Annotated in this window: 16 protein-coding genes; 4 read left to right on the top strand and 12 right to left on the bottom strand. The window is 67.1% G+C overall.

Features of this window, described 5'->3' with window-relative positions:
• Positions 1 to 8: 8 nt before the first annotated feature.
• From murI to clpS, 6 genes are all read right to left on the bottom strand, one after another.
• On the bottom strand, positions 9 to 842 hold the full coding sequence (gene murI / locus B841_RS10800) for a glutamate racemase (protein ID WP_052337762.1): 834 nt from the start codon (positions 840 to 842) through the stop codon (positions 9 to 11).
• Between the two features lie 34 nt (positions 843 to 876).
• Positions 877 to 1341, bottom strand: a complete 465-nt coding sequence (locus B841_RS10805) for a MarR family winged helix-turn-helix transcriptional regulator (RefSeq protein WP_020935537.1) — start codon at positions 1339 to 1341, stop codon at positions 877 to 879.
• A 192-nt stretch (positions 1342 to 1533) separates the two neighbouring features.
• Positions 1534 to 2262 carry a rhomboid family intramembrane serine protease gene (locus B841_RS10810; RefSeq protein WP_041631877.1) on the bottom strand — a complete coding sequence of 243 codons (729 nt, stop codon included), beginning with the start codon at positions 2260 to 2262 and terminating at the stop codon, positions 1534 to 1536.
• 44 nt (positions 2263 to 2306) lie between these two features.
• Entirely contained in the window at positions 2307 to 3266 is a 960-nt protein-coding gene (locus tag B841_RS10815) for a P1 family peptidase (RefSeq protein WP_020935539.1), read from the bottom strand.
• A gap of 8 nt (positions 3267 to 3274) precedes the next feature.
• Positions 3275 to 3811, bottom strand: a complete 537-nt coding sequence (locus tag B841_RS10820) for a DUF2017 domain-containing protein (RefSeq protein ID WP_020935540.1) — start codon at positions 3809 to 3811, stop codon at positions 3275 to 3277.
• Positions 3812 to 3820: 9 nt separating this feature from the next.
• A complete protein-coding gene (gene clpS, locus B841_RS10825; protein ID WP_041632336.1) occupies positions 3821 to 4120 on the bottom strand; it encodes an ATP-dependent Clp protease adapter ClpS in 300 nt (99 codons plus the stop codon).
• Positions 4121 to 4297: 177 nt separating this feature from the next.
• Here clpS and B841_RS10830 point away from each other — a divergent pair, with 177 nt between their 5' ends.
• The 3 genes from B841_RS10830 to B841_RS10840 all read left to right on the top strand — a co-directional run bounded on the left by B841_RS10830 (position 4298) and on the right by B841_RS10840 (position 8497).
• On the top strand, positions 4298 to 5623 hold the full coding sequence (locus B841_RS10830) for a nicotinate phosphoribosyltransferase (RefSeq protein WP_020935542.1): 1326 nt from the start codon (positions 4298 to 4300) through the stop codon (positions 5621 to 5623).
• 121 nt (positions 5624 to 5744) lie between these two features.
• Positions 5745 to 7742 carry an ATP-dependent DNA helicase gene (locus B841_RS10835; protein WP_020935543.1) on the top strand — a complete coding sequence of 666 codons (1998 nt, stop codon included), beginning with the start codon at positions 5745 to 5747 and terminating at the stop codon, positions 7740 to 7742.
• A 14-nt stretch (positions 7743 to 7756) separates the two neighbouring features.
• Entirely contained in the window at positions 7757 to 8497 is a 741-nt protein-coding gene (locus B841_RS10840) for a Crp/Fnr family transcriptional regulator (protein ID WP_084482037.1), read from the top strand.
• Here B841_RS10840 and B841_RS10845 read toward each other — a convergent pair.
• The 3 genes from B841_RS10845 to ctaD form a co-directional block, all read right to left on the bottom strand.
• Entirely contained in the window at positions 8494 to 9237 is a 744-nt protein-coding gene (locus B841_RS10845; RefSeq protein ID WP_020935545.1) for an aminoacyl-tRNA hydrolase, read from the bottom strand. The two genes, B841_RS10840 and B841_RS10845, sit on opposite strands and share 4 nt — an antisense overlap.
• Positions 9237 to 10520, bottom strand: a complete 1284-nt coding sequence (serB, locus tag B841_RS10850; RefSeq protein WP_156844877.1) for a phosphoserine phosphatase SerB — start codon at positions 10518 to 10520, stop codon at positions 9237 to 9239. Before serB ends, B841_RS10845 begins: the two co-directional genes overlap by 1 nt.
• Positions 10521 to 10657: 137 nt before the next feature.
• On the bottom strand, positions 10658 to 12412 hold the full coding sequence (ctaD, locus tag B841_RS10855) for an aa3-type cytochrome oxidase subunit I (RefSeq protein ID WP_041631879.1): 1755 nt from the start codon (positions 12410 to 12412) through the stop codon (positions 10658 to 10660).
• Positions 12413 to 12941: 529 nt separating this feature from the next.
• On the opposite strand from ctaD, the gene B841_RS10860 reads away from it, so the two are divergent.
• Positions 12942 to 13664: a FadR/GntR family transcriptional regulator gene (locus tag B841_RS10860; RefSeq protein ID WP_020935548.1), complete on the top strand. Its 723-nt coding sequence runs from the start codon at positions 12942 to 12944 to the stop codon at positions 13662 to 13664.
• A gap of 89 nt (positions 13665 to 13753) precedes the next feature.
• Here the strand turns inward: B841_RS10860 and nrdE are convergent, their stop codons facing one another.
• The 3 genes from nrdE to nrdH all read right to left on the bottom strand — a co-directional run bounded on the left by nrdE (position 13754) and on the right by nrdH (position 16882).
• The gene (gene nrdE / locus B841_RS10865; RefSeq protein ID WP_020935549.1) at positions 13754 to 15919 is read right to left on the bottom strand and encodes a class 1b ribonucleoside-diphosphate reductase subunit alpha; all 2166 of its coding nucleotides are present in this window, start codon (positions 15917 to 15919) and stop codon (positions 13754 to 13756) included.
• Between the two features lie 73 nt (positions 15920 to 15992).
• A complete protein-coding gene (gene nrdI / locus B841_RS10870) occupies positions 15993 to 16442 on the bottom strand; it encodes a class Ib ribonucleoside-diphosphate reductase assembly flavoprotein NrdI (RefSeq protein ID WP_020935550.1) in 450 nt (149 codons plus the stop codon).
• A 206-nt stretch (positions 16443 to 16648) separates the two neighbouring features.
• The gene (gene nrdH / locus B841_RS10875) at positions 16649 to 16882 is read right to left on the bottom strand and encodes a glutaredoxin-like protein NrdH (protein ID WP_020935551.1); all 234 of its coding nucleotides are present in this window, start codon (positions 16880 to 16882) and stop codon (positions 16649 to 16651) included.
• Positions 16883 to 17009: the final 127 nt, after the last annotated feature.

Consider the following 17009-nt stretch of genomic DNA (forward strand, 5'->3'; position numbering starts at 1 on the left):
GCCGTCGGTCACAGCCGGGTGTGGCTGACCGCGCCGATTCGGGGGCCCAAGAAACGGCTCGCCAATTCGCGGAAGCGCTGCGGGTCGCCGGTGGCCTCAAAGACGTGGGTGGGCGCGCCGTACACGGCCGGGTCGGCGAGAAGGTCGTGTTCGGTGAGCATGCGCAACACGTCCTTGGCGGTCTCTTCCGCGGACGAGACCAGCGAGACGGAGTCGCCGACCGCGAGCTGGATGACCCCGGAGAGCAGCGGGTAGTGCGTGCAGCCGAGAACGAGCGTATCGACGCCCGCGCTTTGCACCGGCTCCAAGTAACCTTCCGCCACGCCCAGGATCTGCCGGCCGGAGGTGACGCCGCGTTCGACGAACTCCACGAACGCCGGGCACGCCACCGCGGTAGTGGAGATGGTGGGGTTGAGGGCGAACAGGTCTTGGTAGGCGCCGGACTTGATGGTGCCGGCGGTGCCGATGACGCCGACTTTGCCGTTGCGGGTAGTGGCCATGGCACGGCGGACGGCGGGCTGGATCACTTCGACGACGGGGATGTCGTAGCGCTCGCGGGCGTCGTGAAGGAAGGCCGCAGACGCGGTGTTGCAGGCGATGACCAGCATCTTGCAGCCGCGTTCGACGAGGTTGTCAGCGATGCGCATCGCGTGGGCGCGCACCTGCGCGATGGGCAGCGGGCCGTAGGGGCCGTGCCCGGTGTCGCCCACGTAGATGACCGATTCGTGGGGCAGCTGGTCGAGGATGGTGCGCGCGACGGTGAGGCCGCCGACCCCGGAATCGAAGATTCCGATGGGGGCGGCGGCGCGGGCGGAGGCGGGGGTGGCGTTCACGCCGTTCATCTTAACGCCCGGTCGGGGGCGCGGTTTCGCGGCGTCAGCGGTGTGTGATGTTGCCGACGATCTTGCGCAAAGCCGCGCCGACGTGGCGGTTTTCCTCTTCGGTGAGGTTGTCGAAGAGCAGGCGCCGGACCTCGCTGACGTGCGAGGGCAGGACGTCGCGCAGCAACTGCCAACCGTCGCCGGTGAGTTCGACCAGGGTGGAGCGGCCGTCCGTGGGGTTCGGGGAGCGCAGCACCAGACCGCGTTTTTCCAGGCGGGTGATCACCCGGGAGAGGTGGGACAACGTCATGCCCGAGGCCTGGGCGACCTCGCTCATGCCCATCTGGCCGTCGACCGCATGGGAGATCGTCTGCAGCGCGAGGAAATCGTAGTGGGAGACGCCGGCCTCGCGTTTGAGCTGGGCGTCGAGGATGGCGGGCACGCCGGAGTAGAAGGACCAGACGTTGAGCCACGTTTCGGTTTCTTCGTCGTTCAGCGACTGGGGTGAGTTGTCGGCCATGGCAAGTATGCTACGGCAGAGAAAATAAGATGCATTCACTGTCTGTGCCCGCTGCCCGTGCCGGGCCCGGCACGACCCGTATCACCTGCGGGGATCCCGCGCGGCCAGGACGCGGCCTAACACCCCCCAAAGGGGAGGAACCCCACGATCATCCCTCGCACAATGCCCGGACGGGCCTCCTGCTCGTCGCCGTCAGCGCCGGCCTCGCCGCAGCTCCCGCGCTTTCCGCTTCTCCCGCAACGCCTTCGGGTCGTCCGAAGTGATGAACATGCCGGCGCCGACGCCGCCGAGCGCCCCGAACAAGTGCGCCTGCCACGACACCCCGGGCACGCCGGGCAGCACACCCCACACCAACCCCGAGTACATGAATCCCAAGATCACGCCGAGCGCGATCTGGGAGAGGGACCGGTTGAAGATGCCGCGCACCAGCAGGTAGCCCAGCCAGCCGTAGACCAGACCCGAGGCGCCGATATGGTTGGTGCCGATCCCGCCGAACAGCCACACCCCCGCTCCCCCGAACAGCACGACGATGGCCGTGACCTCCCAGAAGACCCGGTGCCCGGAGACGCCGATGAGGAACGCGAAGACCGCGCCCGGCACGGTGTTGGAGATCAGGTGGGAGAAGTTGGCGTGCAGCAGCGGGGACGTCAGGATGCCCCACAGGGAGCTGAGGTCGAGCGGATGGATGCCGAAGAAATTCAACGTCCCGCCGAAAAACAGGAGGTTGACCAGGTGCACGGCCCAGATCAGCACGACGTAGCCGAGGGCGTAGGCGACGCCCGTGCCCAGACGCGACGTGCGTGACAACACGGGTTGGCGCCGGCCGGCGGGCGGACGCCGCCCAGACTGGGCCGGCGGCTGACCTCCCGGTCGGGGCCGGTACCCGTCGTACGGGCTCGAGTAAGGATTCGGATAAGTCATGGTGGGCTCCAGATTACAGAGGCTTTCCGGCCCCCGCCCGAGACTCAGCTCCTCCGCACCTGACTCCACGCCGTGACGCCGTAAGCCGACTCCGCCGCGACCACCGCCGCCACGATCGCAGCGGCGACGACGTCCGCGGCGGCGGCCGAGAGCTCGTGCAGAATATCCGGGGTCACGCCCGTGGCGTCCGGGGCGGTGGAGACCGCGAACAGCGTGTCGCCGTCCAGCGGGGAATGCGCGGGCCGCACGGCGCGGGCGACGCCGTCGTGTCCGGTCATCGCCAAGCGGGCGGCCTGCGCCTTGGTGACCGGAGCATCGGTGGCGATGACCCCGATGGTCGTGTTCAGGCTCGGGGTGGGCCGCTCCAATTGGGCGAAGGCCGCCGTGTCCACGGCCGGGGCCGACGCATCGCCGTACAGCAGCCCCGTGACCGGGTCGACGACTGAGCCGACGGGGTTGGCCACGACCCCGGCCGCCACCACGTGCTCCCCCACGCCCAGACTGGCCTGGCCGAACCCGCCGCGGAGCACGCCCGCGGTGGCGCCGCAGCCCGCGCCGAGCGCACCGGAGCGGACGTCCTTTCCTTCCGCCAGCGCGGTACGCACCGCCGCCGCCCCGTCCGCCGCGGTGGGCCGGTGCGCCGGATCCCCCACCACCAGGTCGAAGATGACCGCGCCCGGCACGATCGGCACCCGCGGGCCCGGCGCGTCTTCGCCGAACACGGGGAAGCCGTAGCCCGCGGCCTCCAGCTCGGTCATCGCCCCGTCGGCGGCGGCCAGACCGAAGGCGGAGCCGCCGGCCAAGACGATGGCGTGGGCGCGCTGCACGGTGTTGTGCGGGGCCAACAGGTCGGTCTCGCGGGTGCCGGGCCCGCCGCCACGCACGTCCACGCCGGCGGTCATGCCCGCGGGGTCCTCCGCCAGCACCACCGTCACCCCGGTGTCCCCCAGGGACCGGTGCCCGAGGCGGAGGCCGGGGACGTCGATAAGTGAGCCACGGGCCATGGCCGGGCCTAGTCCATCATCGCGGTCAGCAGGCTGTCCTGGTTGAAGGCCAGCCACTCGACCAGGTTGTCGCGGTCCTGCTGCTCGCCCTCGCTGCGGACCTCCGCGGCAGACAGGAACAGGCGCAGGTCGTTGAGCGCGGCGATGAACTGCTGCGCCTCCTGCTCGGTCAGGGAGATCTCCACCCCGCCGTCGGGCCCCACCGCGACGGTGATGGCCTGCAGGTTCTCCAGCTTGTTTTTGATGATGTCGTTTTCGTGCAGGGCGCGCAGCAGGGAGTTGTCGCCCTCGTACTCCTCGTCGCCCTCGCGTTCGAAGTCGGGCAGCAGCCGCGCCAACGACGGATCTTCCGGGGCGTCCTTGTTGCCGGAGGCCATCCCCATCATCTCCGCCAGTTCATCCTTCGGGGCGGAGCGGGCCCGCTGGATCAACGCCTCCGCCACCGACGAAGCCAGGTCGCCGAGCACCTCCCGCTCCATCGGGTCGAGGGTGGTCACGAACTTCGCGGACCGCATCAGGCCCTTCTTCTTACGCCAAGGTTGCACGGAGTCAGCCTATCCCGCCTGCTGCATGGTGGCCCACAGGCCCGCGGTGTGCAGCTTCTTCACGTCGCCCTCGACCTTGTCGCGTTCCCCGGAGGAGACCACGGCCTTGCCTTCGGTGTGCACCTGCATCATCAGTTCGGTGGCGCGTTTCTTGTCGTAGCCCAGGATCGTCTGGAACACGTAGGTGACGTAGCTCATGAGGTTGACCGGGTCATCCCAGACGATGCACAGCCACGGCAGGTTTTCGGCGGTGGCGACGTCGAGCTCGATCTGCTCGTCGAGCTCCGGGCTGGCCGCCGGCGACGTCATCGCCGACGGGGCGCTCGCCCCGGCGGTCATGGGGTTAAGGTGGTTTCCGGCGTTCATGCCACCGAGTCTAGTCCGCCCCGCCCCGCATGTGCAGTCCCCGCCCGCCCGGGCACATATCCCGTCGGCAGAAAAAGAGACTGTATTAAGGTGGGATTCGTGAACAGGACTTTCCCCTCCATGCCCGCCGGTCGATCCACCTCGTTGTTGACCGACAAGTACGAGCTGACCATGTTGCAGGCCGCCCTGCGCGACGGGACCGCCCACCGGCAGAGCAGTTTCGAGGTGTTCAGCCGGCGGCTGCCCAACGAGCGCCGCTACGGCGTCGTCGCCGGCACCGACCGGGTGCTGCGGGCCATCCAGGACTTCGTCTTCACCGAAGAACAGCTCGCGGAGATGGACTTCCTCGACGAAGACACGGTGGAGTACCTGCGCAACTACCGTTTCTCCGGCCAGGTCGACGGCTACCGGGAAGGCGAGCTGTACTTCGCCTACTCCCCCATCCTCACGGTGCGCGGCACCTTCGCCGAGTGCGTCATCTTGGAGACCGTGATCCTGTCGATCATGAACTCCGACTCCGCGGTCGCCTCCGCGGCGTCGCGCATGGTCACCGCCGCCGACGGCCGGCCCATCATCGAGATGGGCTCGCGCCGCACCCATGAGTACGCCGCCGTCACCGCCGCCCGCGCCGCGTACCTGGCCGGTTTCGTGGCCACCTCCAACCTGGAGGCCTCCCACCGCTACGGGATCCCCGCCTCCGGCACCTCCGCGCATGCGTGGACGTTGCTGCACGTCAACGAGGACGGCTCCCCGAACGAAGCCGCGGCGTTTCGCTCCCAGATCGAGTCGCAGGGGGTGTCCACCACCTTGCTGGTGGACACCTACGACATCACCGAGGGAGTGAACACCGCCCTCGACGTCGCCGGCCCCGAGCTCGGCGGGGTGCGCATCGACTCCGGCGATTTAGGCATGATCACCCGGCGTGTGCGCCGCCAGCTCGACGAGCGCGGCGCCTACAACACCAAGATCGTGGTCTCCTCCGACCTGGACGAGTTCACCATCGCCGGGCTGCGGGGCGATCCGGTGGACACCTACGGGGTGGGCACCTCCGTGGTCACCGGCTCCGGGTCGCCGACGGCGGGGCTGGTGTACAAGCTCGTGGAGGTCGACGGGCACCCGGTGGTCAAACGTTCCTCCGGCAAGGCCATGACCGGCGGCACGAAGACGGCGGTGCGCGCCTACCGCGCCACCGGCGTCGCGGTCGAGGAGATCGTCCATCCCTTCGGCACCCCGACCCCGGACTGCGGGCAGTTGGACAGCACCGATCTGACGATCCCGCTGATGCGCGACGGTAAGGTCGTCGACGGGCTGCCGGATCTGGAGGCTTCCCGGGCGCACCTGGCGGAGCAGATCCGCACGCTGCCGTGGGAGGGGTTGGCGCTCTCGCGCGATGAGCCGGCGATTCCCACCCGGTTCAGCGGGTTCCCGGACCCCTACGGCGAATGACGGGGCCCGGCGCGTTCGGTTCTGCCCCTCCCTCGGCGTTAGACTCGCCACGCACCGCCTCCCCTCGCCCCGCGGAGGCGTTTCTCCCTGCCCTGCCGCGAATGAAAGAAGACGCCCCACAGTGACCTCGACCTCTTCCGACCAGCCGCTCGTCTCTTCGACGGAGGAGCTTCTCGACGCGGCCGTCTCCGCCCTGGGCGGCGTCCGACGCGACGGGCAGATGGCCATGGCCAACGCCGTGACCGCGGCGTTGGAAAAGGAGCGGCACCTGGCCGTGCAGGCGGGCACCGGCACCGGTAAATCGCTGGCGTATCTGGTGCCGTCCATCCGGCACGCCCACGCCGCCGATTCCACGGTGGTGGTGTCCACCGCCACGCTGGCGCTGCAGCGCCAGCTCGTCGACCGTGACCTGCCGCGCCTGGCCGATTCCCTCGAGCCCGAGATGGAGCGCCGCCCGTCTTTCGCCATCATGAAGGGCCGTTCGAATTACCTGTGCCTGAACAAGATCGCCCGCGCGCAGAGTGAGCCGGAGGACTCGCTGCTCGACGAGACGGACGTGTCCTGGGTGGGCAAGCAGGTCTCCCGGGTCCACGAGTGGGCCAACGACACGGAGACCGGCGACCGCGACGACCTGGAGCCGGGCGTCTCCGACTTGGCCTGGAAGCAGGTGTCGGTGTCTGCGAGCGAGTGCCTGGGCGCCTCCCGCTGCCCCCACGGCGAGGAGTGCTTCGCGGAGTTGGCCAAGGCGAAGGCCCGCGACGTCGACGTGGTGGTGACCAACCACGCGTTGCTGGCGATCGACGCCCTGGCCGACGTCGATATCCTGCCCGCGCACGACGCAGTGGTCATCGACGAGGCCCACGAACTCGACGGGCGCATCACCGCGGTGGCCACCGCCGAGATCTCCTCCCGCAGCCTGAAGATGGCCGCCAAGCGCGCCGAGAAACTGGGCGCCGAGGGACGCGACAAGAAGCTGGAGGAACTCGCCGAGGACCTCGACGCCGTCACCGAATTACAGGGACCCGGCCGGTGGACCGCCATCGACGAACCGGTGCTGGCGTCGCTGACCGGGCTTCGCGACGGCCTGTGGTCCCTGCGCGAGGCCATCGCCCGCACCCCGGACGGCGAGGCCGCCAACAACCCCGAACGCTTCGCCGAGCGGCAGAACCTGAGCAACCACCTGCAGGATCTGCACGACGCGGTAGTGCGCATCCTGGAGGTCTACGAGGCCGGCGAGGGCGACAACGTCGTTGACGCGGAGGAGGCCAGCGACGTGGTGTGGCTGGACCGCAGCGACCGCTGGGGCGACACACTCGCCGTGGCCCCGCTGTCGGTCGCCGGGTTGCTGCACGACCGGCTCTTCGCCGAGCAGACCGTGGTGCTGACCTCTGCGACCCTGACGGTGGGCGGCAACTTCGACGCGATGGCCGCCTCCTGGGGGCTGCCGAAGGGCACGTGGGACGGACTCAACGCCGGCACCCCCTTCGACCCCAAGAAGTCCGGCATCCTCTACACCGCCAAACACCTGCCCCAGCCGGGCCGCGACGGGCTCGCCGCCGAAACCCTCGACGAGATGGCCGAGCTGATCACCGCCGCCGGCGGCCGCACCTTAGGGTTGTTCTCCTCCCGCCGCGCCGCCGAGCAGGCCGCCCAGGAGCTGCGCCCGCGCCTCCCCTTCGACATCTATCTCCAGGGCGAGGACACCACCGGCGCGCTGGTGGACAAGTTCTCGAAGAACGAGAACTCCTGCCTCTTCGGCACCTTGACGCTGTGGCAGGGCGTGGACGTGCCCGGCACCGCCTTGTCGCTGGTCATGATCGACCGCATCCCCTTTCCCCGCCCCGATGACCCGTTGCTGCAGGCCCGCTCCGAGGCCGCCAACGCCGCGGGCCGCAGCGGGTTCATGGAGGTCTCCGCCACGCACGCCGCCCTGCTCATGGCCCAAGGCGCCGGCCGGCTGCTGCGCTCGGTCACGGACCGGGGCGTGGTGGCGGTGCTGGACAATCGGCTGGTGACCAAACGCTACGGCGGGTTCCTCAAGGCCTCCCTGCCGCAGTTCTGGGAGACCACTGACCCGGCCGTGGTCACCGGGGCGCTCAAGCGGCTGGTCGCTCAGTAGCTACACTCGGGGCCATGGCTCGCAATCCCGTCCGTTCCAGCTGTGCGCAACCCCACCAGTGCTCCCTCGACGTGCGGTTGCGGGCGATGCGGATGAGCCCGCTGTTGGGTGAGCTCACCCCACAGCAGCACCTGGAGCTGGACGAGAAACTCTCCGCCTGGTCCTGGGCGGACAACGACCCGATCCTGCTCGCCGGGGAGGAAAGCGAAGGCAGCTACCTCATCGTCGCCGGCCGGGTGCGGGTCACCAGAGACACCGTCGACGGCAAAGAGATCACCGTCGACGTCGCCGCCCCGGGCGACGTCATCGGCCCGCTGCACACCAGCACCGCCGAAGCGATGGACTCCGCCTGGGCGATGGACACCACCTGCGCGCTGTATCTTCCGGCCCGGGCGCTCGGCGACGTAGTCACCGATTACCCCGCCTTCGCGGTCTCGTTGCTGCAGATGCAGCAAGAGCGGCTGGCCGCCTCCCGCACCCGGGAGGTCGACCAGGCGACCAAGACCGTCGAGCAGCGCGTCGCCGCGGTACTGCTCGACCTCGACGAAAGGATGGGGCAGGTGCGTTCCGACGGCTCGCACCTGATCCAGGCGCGGGTGCGCCGCGACGACATCGCCGGCATGGCCGGCACCACCATCGAATCCGCCTCCCGCGCCATGACCAGGCTCCGGAAACGCGGCCTCGTCGACGCCGGCCGCGAATGGGTCGCCATCACCGACGCCGCCGGTCTCCGCGACGTGGCCGAGGGCGGCTAGAAGCCTCCCGGCGTCGCGACGACGGTGAGGGAATCGGGGGCGATTTCCGTGAAACCGGCGTCGCGCACCGCCACCGCGTCGGAACGGGCGGCGAGCTCCGCCAACTCCTGTGCCGCCACCCCACGGACCTGAAGGGGATAACCGGCCTCGGCCCACCGCAGCACCCACTCAAAGGGCTGCTGCGCGGCCAGCAGCATGGAGCCGTGGCCGACTTGGGCGGCGGCCTTGCCCGTCGACATGTGCAACGCCTTGTCGACGGCGATCAGCGGCACCGCCGGATCGATCGGCCGCGCCGGGTCGGGTTCGAGGTCCGTGCCGCGGATCTGCAGCTTTTTCACCGACGCCGGCACCTCGGTGACGGCCGACGGCACGAAGGCACGCGCCTGTGCCCCGTCGACGTCGGCGGTGACGCCGGGCACCGCATGCGCGTCCTGCCACGGGGTGTTGCGGGCCCGGCGGGCGACCTTGCGGATGAGCCGGTCGTACCAGCCGGTCAACCCGGCCCGCCACCGCTCGTCGGTGACCGCGCGGGAATCCAGGCACACCATGACGACCGCCTGCGCCGCCGCCTCCAGCAGCGGGGTCCGCGCGGGTGGATCGGCCTTCGGGATGTGCAGGGCGATCTGCATCGCCTGCACCGTCTCCGGGCGGTCGGGATCTTCCGTACGGCTGCGCCGGTCCGTGCTCGTGCGCGCGGCCAACAACTCGTGGGCGCCGCGCAGCAGGTCGGGCTCGACCACTACTGCAGCGCGACCTTGCGCAGGGTGCCGGCCTCTTCCTCGGCGACGTCGATTTCGCTGCGCGGCACACCCAGGATGTAGAGCACCTCGTCGAGGAACGGGTGATTGACGGAGGTGTCCGCGATTTCCTTCAGCGCCGGCTTGGCGTTGAAGGCGATGCCCAGACCCGCCGCGGAGAGCATGTCGATGTCGTTGGCGCCGTCGCCGACGGCCACGGTCTGGTCCATGCGCACGCCGGAGTCGTCGGCGAATTCGCGCAGCAGGGTGGCTTTCGCCTCCCGGTCGACGATCTCACCGATGACGTTGCCGGTGAGCTTGCCGTCGACGATCTCGAGGGTGTTGGCGCGGACGTAATCCAGCTCCAGCTCCTCGGACAGCCCCTCGAGCACCTGAATGAAGCCGCCGGAGACCACGGCGGTGCGGTAACCGAGCTTCTTCAGGGTGCGCAGGGTGGTGCGCGCGCCCGGGGTCAGGACGATGTCGGCCGCGACCTCGTCGATGACGGAGGCGTCCAGTCCGGCCAGCGCCTTGACGCGCTCGCGCAGGGACTCCTCGAAGTCGAGTTCACCGCGCATGGCGCGTTCGGTGACGGCGGCGACCTCCTCCTCACGGCCGGCGTGAGCGGCCAGCATCTCGATGACCTCGCCGGTGATCAGGGTGGAGTCGCAGTCGAAGCACACCAGGCGCTTGGAACGGCGGGTCAGCCCCGAGCGCTCGATGGCGATGTCGACGCCCAGTTCCGGCGTCAGCTCCGCCAGCGCCTTACGGAGTTTCTCCGCGCCGCCCGGGGCCGGGTTGGGCACCGTGACGGACAGCTCGAGGCCGGTCAGCGGATAATCCGCGATGCCGCGGATGCGGTCGATGTTGGCTTCGTAGTTGGCCAGCGTCTGACCGATGGCCGAGACGTCCGCGGCGGTGACGGGGTTGCCCAGGACGACCACGACGTGCGTGGAGCGCGGGCGGGAGTGGGTCGTGGTGCCCTCGCCGAATTCGAGGTCGACGGTCTGCCCGTAGCTCTTGAGCGTTTCGCGCAGCCCCTCCTCGAGGACGTCGAGGCTCTCCGGTTTAATGCCGACGAAAGCGGCGAGCGAAAGGCGGCCGCGGAATTGGGCCTGCTCCACGTCGAGGAGCTGGACGCCGTGGGAGGCCAGTACCCGGAAGAAGGCCGCGGTGACTCCGGAGCGGTCGCGTCCGCTAGTCGTCACCACAGCGGGCTTCAGCCCCGGCTGCAGCTCCACCTGGAGAGAGGCTGACTCCGCCAGGGAGTCACTGGTAGCAGAAATATTCTTAGGCTCAGACACGGTGTCTATTGTGGCACGCTTTGCCGCGAATAGGGAATATACGACTGACCCCCAGCCGGCGCCGTGGAACACGGCGGGCTGGGGGTCAGTGCAGTCAGGAAGGTGGGCGAAGGAGGGGGTTACCTCACGCCGGCGTGAGCGTCCTGCGGCTCTCCGGACTGCGAAGTCGCGGCACGCTCGTCGTGCGAGGTGACGTGCGCCTCACGACGCATGCGCTCCACCATGTGCGGGTAGTGCAGCTCGAACGCGGGGCGCTCGGAGCGGATGCGCGGCAGCGAGGTGAAGTTGTGGCGCGGCGGCGGGCAGGAGGTCGCCCACTCCAGGGAGTTGCCGTAGCCCCACGGGTCGTCGACGGTGACGACCTCGCCGTAGCGCCAGGACTTGAACACGTTCCAGAGGAACGGGATGACGGAGGCGCCCAGCACGAAGGAGAAGATCGTGGAGATCTGGTTGAACAGGGTGAAGCCGTCCGAGTCCAGGTAGTCGGCGTAGCGGCGCGGCATGCCCATGTTGCCCAGCCAGTGCTGGATGAGGAAGGTGCCGTGGAAGCCGACGAAGGTGAGCCAGAAGTGGATCTTGCCCAGACGCTCGTCGAGCATGCGGCCGGTCATCTTCGGGAACCAGAAGTACACGCCGGCGAACGAGGAGAACACCACGGTGCCGAAGAGCGTGTAGTGGAAGTGGGCGATCAGGAAGTAGGAGTCCGCGAGGTGGAAGTCCAGCGGCGGGGACGCCAGCATGATGCCCGTCATGCCACCGAAGAGGAAGGTGGCGACGAAGCCGACCGCGAAGATCATCGGGGTGGACCAGGTGATGTGGCCCTTCCACATGGTTCCCACCCAGTTGAAGAACTTCACGCCGGTCGGAACCGCGATGAGGAAGGTCATGAAGGAGAAGAACGGCAACAGGACCGCGCCGGTCACGAACATGTGGTGCGCCCACACGGCCATGGACAGTCCGCCGATGGCCAGGGTCGCGAAGACCAGGCCGATGTAACCGAAGAGCGGCTTACGGGAGAAGACCGGGATGACCTCGGAGATGATGCCGAAGAACGGCAGGGCCAGGACGTAGACCTCCGGGTGACCGAAGAACCAGAACATGTGCTGCCACAGGATCGCACCGCCGTTGGCGGTGTCGAAGATGTGTCCGCCGAGCTTGCGGTCGTACAGGACGCCGAGGGCCGCAGCGGTCAGCAGCGGGAAGACCATCAGGGCGATGACCGAGGTGGTGAAGATGGACCAGGCGAAGGCCGGCAGACGGAACATCGTCATGCCCGGCGCGCGCAGGGTCAAAATGGTGGTGATCATGTTGATCGCGGAGGCGATCGTGCCGATGCCGGTCAGGCCGACGCCGATGATCCACATATCCGCGCCAATGCCCGGGGTGTGGACGTGGTCGGCCAGCGGCATGTACATGGTCCAGCCGAAGTCAGCGGCGCCGCCCGGGGTAAGGAAGCCGGACAGCATGATGATGCCGCCGACGGACGTGATCCAGAGGCCAAAGGCGTTCAGACGGGGGAAGGCCACGTCCGGGGCGCCGATGTGCAGCGGGATGAGATAGTTGGCGAAGCCCCAGACGATCGGGGTGCCGAAGAGCAGCAGCATCACGGTGCCGTGCATCGTGAAGAGCTGGTTGAACTGTTCGTTGGACAGGAACTGCAGACCCGGGGAGAAAAGCTCCGCACGGATCAGCAGCGCCATCAGTCCACCGATGAAGAAGAACAGGAACGACATAATGATGTACATAATGCCGAGCTTCTTGTGGTCGGTGGTGGTGAGTATGTCCCAGGCCCATGAGCCCTTACGCTCAGTGCCTGCCGGACCTGGACGTTCGGGCGAGACGTAGTCGTCCACCCTAGGCGCCACAGCAGTCATGTGATCCTCCTGACGTAAGGCACACCTGTCGGTAGTCGGTGTGCCCAAATTTGTTTGCCGCCCCTTCCGGGGCAGTCCCGGAAAGGGCGAACGCACTACTAGCCCACCTGTGGCTAGAGACACCGCCAGTTTAGCCCGCCCACGGGAGAACCCAAGTCGGATTTTTCCGGACGGGGCCCCACCTGCGCCGGAAATCACGCAAAGAAGCGGGTGGCGGGTGACTTACGCCACCAAAATGGGGCCGACCTGCACGAAAGGCGGAGGGGCGAGACCCGCCACCCCACCCCCGAACAGCGTCATCCTAAAGGTTGAGGCCATGAAGAGGGGCACCTCCGCATGCCCGGTAACTGGATTCTTCCTGTGGGTTGACTGCAAGCCTTGGCCCCCTACAGCCACCTCCCGGCAAGACGGAGGCCCTCGCCTGCGAGGCAGAAATTCATGTGCATATATGGGGGTATTTTTATTAATTTCTTGGACAATACACTATAAGATTATCTTTAGAAGTCCTCAATGTTAAAGGAGCAACCCCGTGACTCCCAGTGCGACCGGTTCCGCAACCCCGTTGCTGGCCTCAGTGTTGAACAACATCGGTCGCCGGATCATCTCCGGCGAACTCCCCGAAGGACGCACGTTCACTCTGCAAGACATCAGCGACCGATTCGCCATCTCCCGCACCGTAGCGCGTGAAACGATGCGGGCGCTCGAACAACTCGGCCTCGTGTCCTCGTCTCGGCGCGTGGGCATCACCGTGCTCTCTCGCGCCCATTGGGCGGTGTTCGACCCCACCGTCATCGACTGGCGGCTCGAGACCGAACATGAACGCCCCCTGCAACTGCGCGCGTTGACGGAGCTGCGCATCGCCATCGAGCCGATCGCCGCCTATAACGCGGCGACCTCCGCCACCGAGGAACAGCGGCAAGAACTTGTGGAGCTGGCGGCCACGCTGCGCCGACTCGGCGACGCAGGCGCCGGCGACACGGAAGCGTTCCTGACGGCGGACATGCGCTTCCACACCCTGCTCATGGAATCCTCCGGCAACGACATGTTCATGGCCTTATCCCCCTCCCTCGATTCCGCGCTGCGCGGGCGAACCCAGTTCGGCCTGCAGCCGAAGAACCCGGACGAGGACGGCCTCGCGGCCCACGAGAACGTGGCGCAGGCCATCGCGGACGGCAGAGCCGACGACGCCGAGAGCGCGTCCCGGGTGATCCTGAAGGAAGTCCGTGAAGCCTCGGCCGACGACGCCCACTAAAGACCACGCTTTCGTCGTCAAGCCTGTCCCGGACGCAGAACGGCCGCGGCCCCTCGGAATGAGGAGCCGCGGCCGTTTTCAGGGAGCCGTTAGAGCATGCAGGAGACGCAGCCCTCGACTTCGGTGCCGGCGAGAGCCATCTGACGCAGACGGATGTAGTACAGCGTCTTGATGCCCTTGCGCCAGGCGTGGATCTGCGCCCGGTTGATGTCGCGGGTGGTGGCGGTGTCCTTGAAGAACAGCGTCAACGACAGCCCCTGGTCGACGTACTTCGTCGCGATGGCGTAGGTGTCGATGATCTTCTCGTAGCCGACCTCGTACGCGTCCTGGAAGTAATCCAAGTTCTCGTTGTCCATGTGCGGAGCCGGGTAGTAGACGCGGCCGATCTTGCCTTCCTTGCGGATCTCGATCTTGGAGGCGATCGGGTGGATCGAGGACGTCGAGTTGTTGATGTAGGAGATCGAACCGGTCGGCGGGACCGCCTGGAGGTAACGGTTGTAGATGCCGTACTCCATCACGTCGGCCTTGAGCTGTGCCCAATCCTCCGCCGACGGGGTGTGGATCGACGAGGCGGCGAAGAGCTCCTGCACGCGCGGGGTGCGCGGCGCGAACTCGGCCGGATCATAGCGGTCGAAGAAGGAGCCGTCCGCGTAGTCGGAGAGCTCGAAGTCCCCGAAGGTCGCGCCACGCTCACGGGCGATCGTGTTCGACGCGCGCAACGCCTGGTACATGATGGCGGCGAAGTAGGCGTTGGTGAAGTCCAGGCCTTCCTCGGAGCCGTAGTAGATGTGCTCGCGGCCGAGGTAGCCGTGCAGGTTCATCTGTCCCAGGCCGATGGCGTGGGAGGCGTCGTTGCCCTCGCGGATGGACGGGACGGAATCGATCGACGTCTGGTCGGCGACGGAGGTCAGGCCGCGGATGGCGGTCTCGACGGTCTTGCCGAAGTCCGGCGAATCCATGGTCATGGCGATGTTCAGCGAACCCAGGTTGCAGGAGATGTCCTCGCCGATGTGACCGTAGGTCAGATCCTCGTTCAGCTCGGACGGGGTGTTGACCTGCAGAATTTCGGAGCACAGGTTGGACATGTTGATGCGGCCGGCCTTGCGCATCGGGTTGGACTCGTTGACCGTGTCCTCGAACATGATGTACGGGTAGCCGGACTCGAACTGAATCTCCGCCAGGGTCTGGAAGAAGTCGCGGGCGTTGATCTTGGACTTGCGGATCTGCGGGTTCTCCACCATCTCGGCGTACTTCTCCGTCACGGAGACGTCGCCGAAGGGCTTGCCGTAGACGCGCTCGACGTCGTACGGCGAGAACAGGTACATGTCCTGGTTCTTCTTCGCCAGCTCAAAGGTGATGTCCGGGATGACCACGCCGAGCGACAGGGTCTTGATGCGGATCTTCTCGTCGGCGTTCTCACGCTTGGTGTCCAAGAACTGCAGGATGTCCGGGTGGTGGGCGTTGAGGTACACCGCGCCGGCCCCCTGGCGGGCGCCGAGCTGGTTGGCGTAGGAGAAGGAGTCCTCGAGCAGCTTCATCACCGGGATGACGCCGGAGGACTGGTTCTCGATGTGCTTGATCGGGGCGCCGGCCTCCCGGATGTTGCTCAGCAGCAACGCCACGCCACCGCCGCGCTTGGACAGCTGCAGGGCGGAGTTGATGGCGCGGCCGATGGACTCCATGTTGTCCTCGATGCGCAGCAGGAAGCAAGACACGAGTTCGCCGCGCTGCGCCTTGCCGGCGTTGAGGAAGGTCGGGGTGGCCGGCTGGAAGCGGCCGGTCATGATCTCGTCGACCAGGTTCTCCGCCAGGGCGGTGTCGCCCTCCGCCAGGAACAGGGCGGTCATGGAGACGCGGTCCTCGAAGCGCTCCAGGTAGCGCTTTCCGTCGAAGGTCTTCAGTGTGTACGAGGTGTAGTACTTGTAGGCGCCCAGGAAAGACTGAAAACGGAACTTGTAGGAGTAGGAGCGCTTGTACAGGTCCTTGACGAAGTCGAAGTCGTACTGGTCCAGCACCGCCTGCTCGTAGTACTCGTTGTCGATCAGGTACTTGAGCTTTTCCTCGAGGTCGTGGAAGTAGACCGTGTTCTGGTTGACGTGCTGCAGGAAGTACTGGTTCGCGGCCTCGCGGTCCTTCTCGAACTGGATCTGGCCGTCGTCGTCGTAGAGGTTCAGCAGCGCGTTGAGCGCATGGTAGTCCAGCTGCGTGTCCTGCTTGACGGGGGTGGCGATGGTTTTACTGACGGTGGAAGTCACAGATGAGACCCTTTCCCTGGATCGGTGGAGGCTGTAATGGTCAATCGGCGGTATGGATGAAGTTTAATGGCGGCTACACGCCGCTGGCGACGTCTTCGCGGGGCACGAAACCCAGCTGCTCAGCGTTGTCCAGCAGGCCGTTGCGGAGGATCGTGACGTCGTCCTCAGTCCCCATGAGCTCGAAGCGGTAGACGTAGGGCACCTGGCATTTCTGCGAGATGATCTCACCCGCCCTACCGTAGTCGCTGCCGAAGTTGGTGTTTCCGCCCGCCGCGACGCAGCGGATGAAGCTGCGGTTGTGCTCGTTGTTGAGGAAGCGGATGACCTGCACGGGCACGGGCCGGGAGTTCTGATGGTTGAGCGAGGCTCCCCCGCCGTAGGTCGGCAGGATCAGACAGTAAGGCTCGTTGACGATGAGCGGTTCGTCGCGTTTGTGCAACGGAATCCTCACGCTGGGCAGGTCCAATTTGTCGACAAAGCGTCGCGTGTTTTCCGTGACGGAGGAAAAATACACGATCAGCATGTGACGACTCACTTCCCTTCTGAAGCGTTGTGCGGCGGGCGGGTGACAGGAACTCGGGGCTGCGGGCCCAAAGAAAACCGCCGCCTCACTGGCGCAGCAAGACGGCGGGACAGGGGCGGTGGCGGGCGGCCGACGTCAGACCGCCGCGGGCCGTTCCGACTCCCGGCGGAACGGACGTGCCGTCCCCCTTCACGGAGATGTGGAAGTTAGGCGGCCTGTGCGGCCAGGCCACGGATGCGCTCCGGGCGGAAGCCCGACCAGTGCTCTCCGTCGACCTCCACGACCGGCGCCTGCAGGTAACCAAGGGCCAGCACGTACTCGCGGGCCTCGTCGTCCACGGAGACGTCGACCATCGTGTAGTCGAGGCCGGCGCGGTCGAGGGCCTTCTGGGTGGCGTTGCACTGAACGCAAGCGGGCTTGGTGTACAGGGTGATAGCCATGGGAGTAAACCTCGTCGAATCTTCAAATGTGAATGGTGTTCTGTGGGGCGGGCCACCTTCCGGACCGCCGCCGCGCCTTGTTCCTGGCGACACCATAGACACTATACTTTGTGGTCAATAAGCGCAA

Origin of the sequence: Corynebacterium maris DSM 45190, assembly GCF_000442645.1 — a bacterium.
GTDB lineage: Bacteria > Actinomycetota > Actinomycetes > Mycobacteriales > Mycobacteriaceae > Corynebacterium > Corynebacterium maris.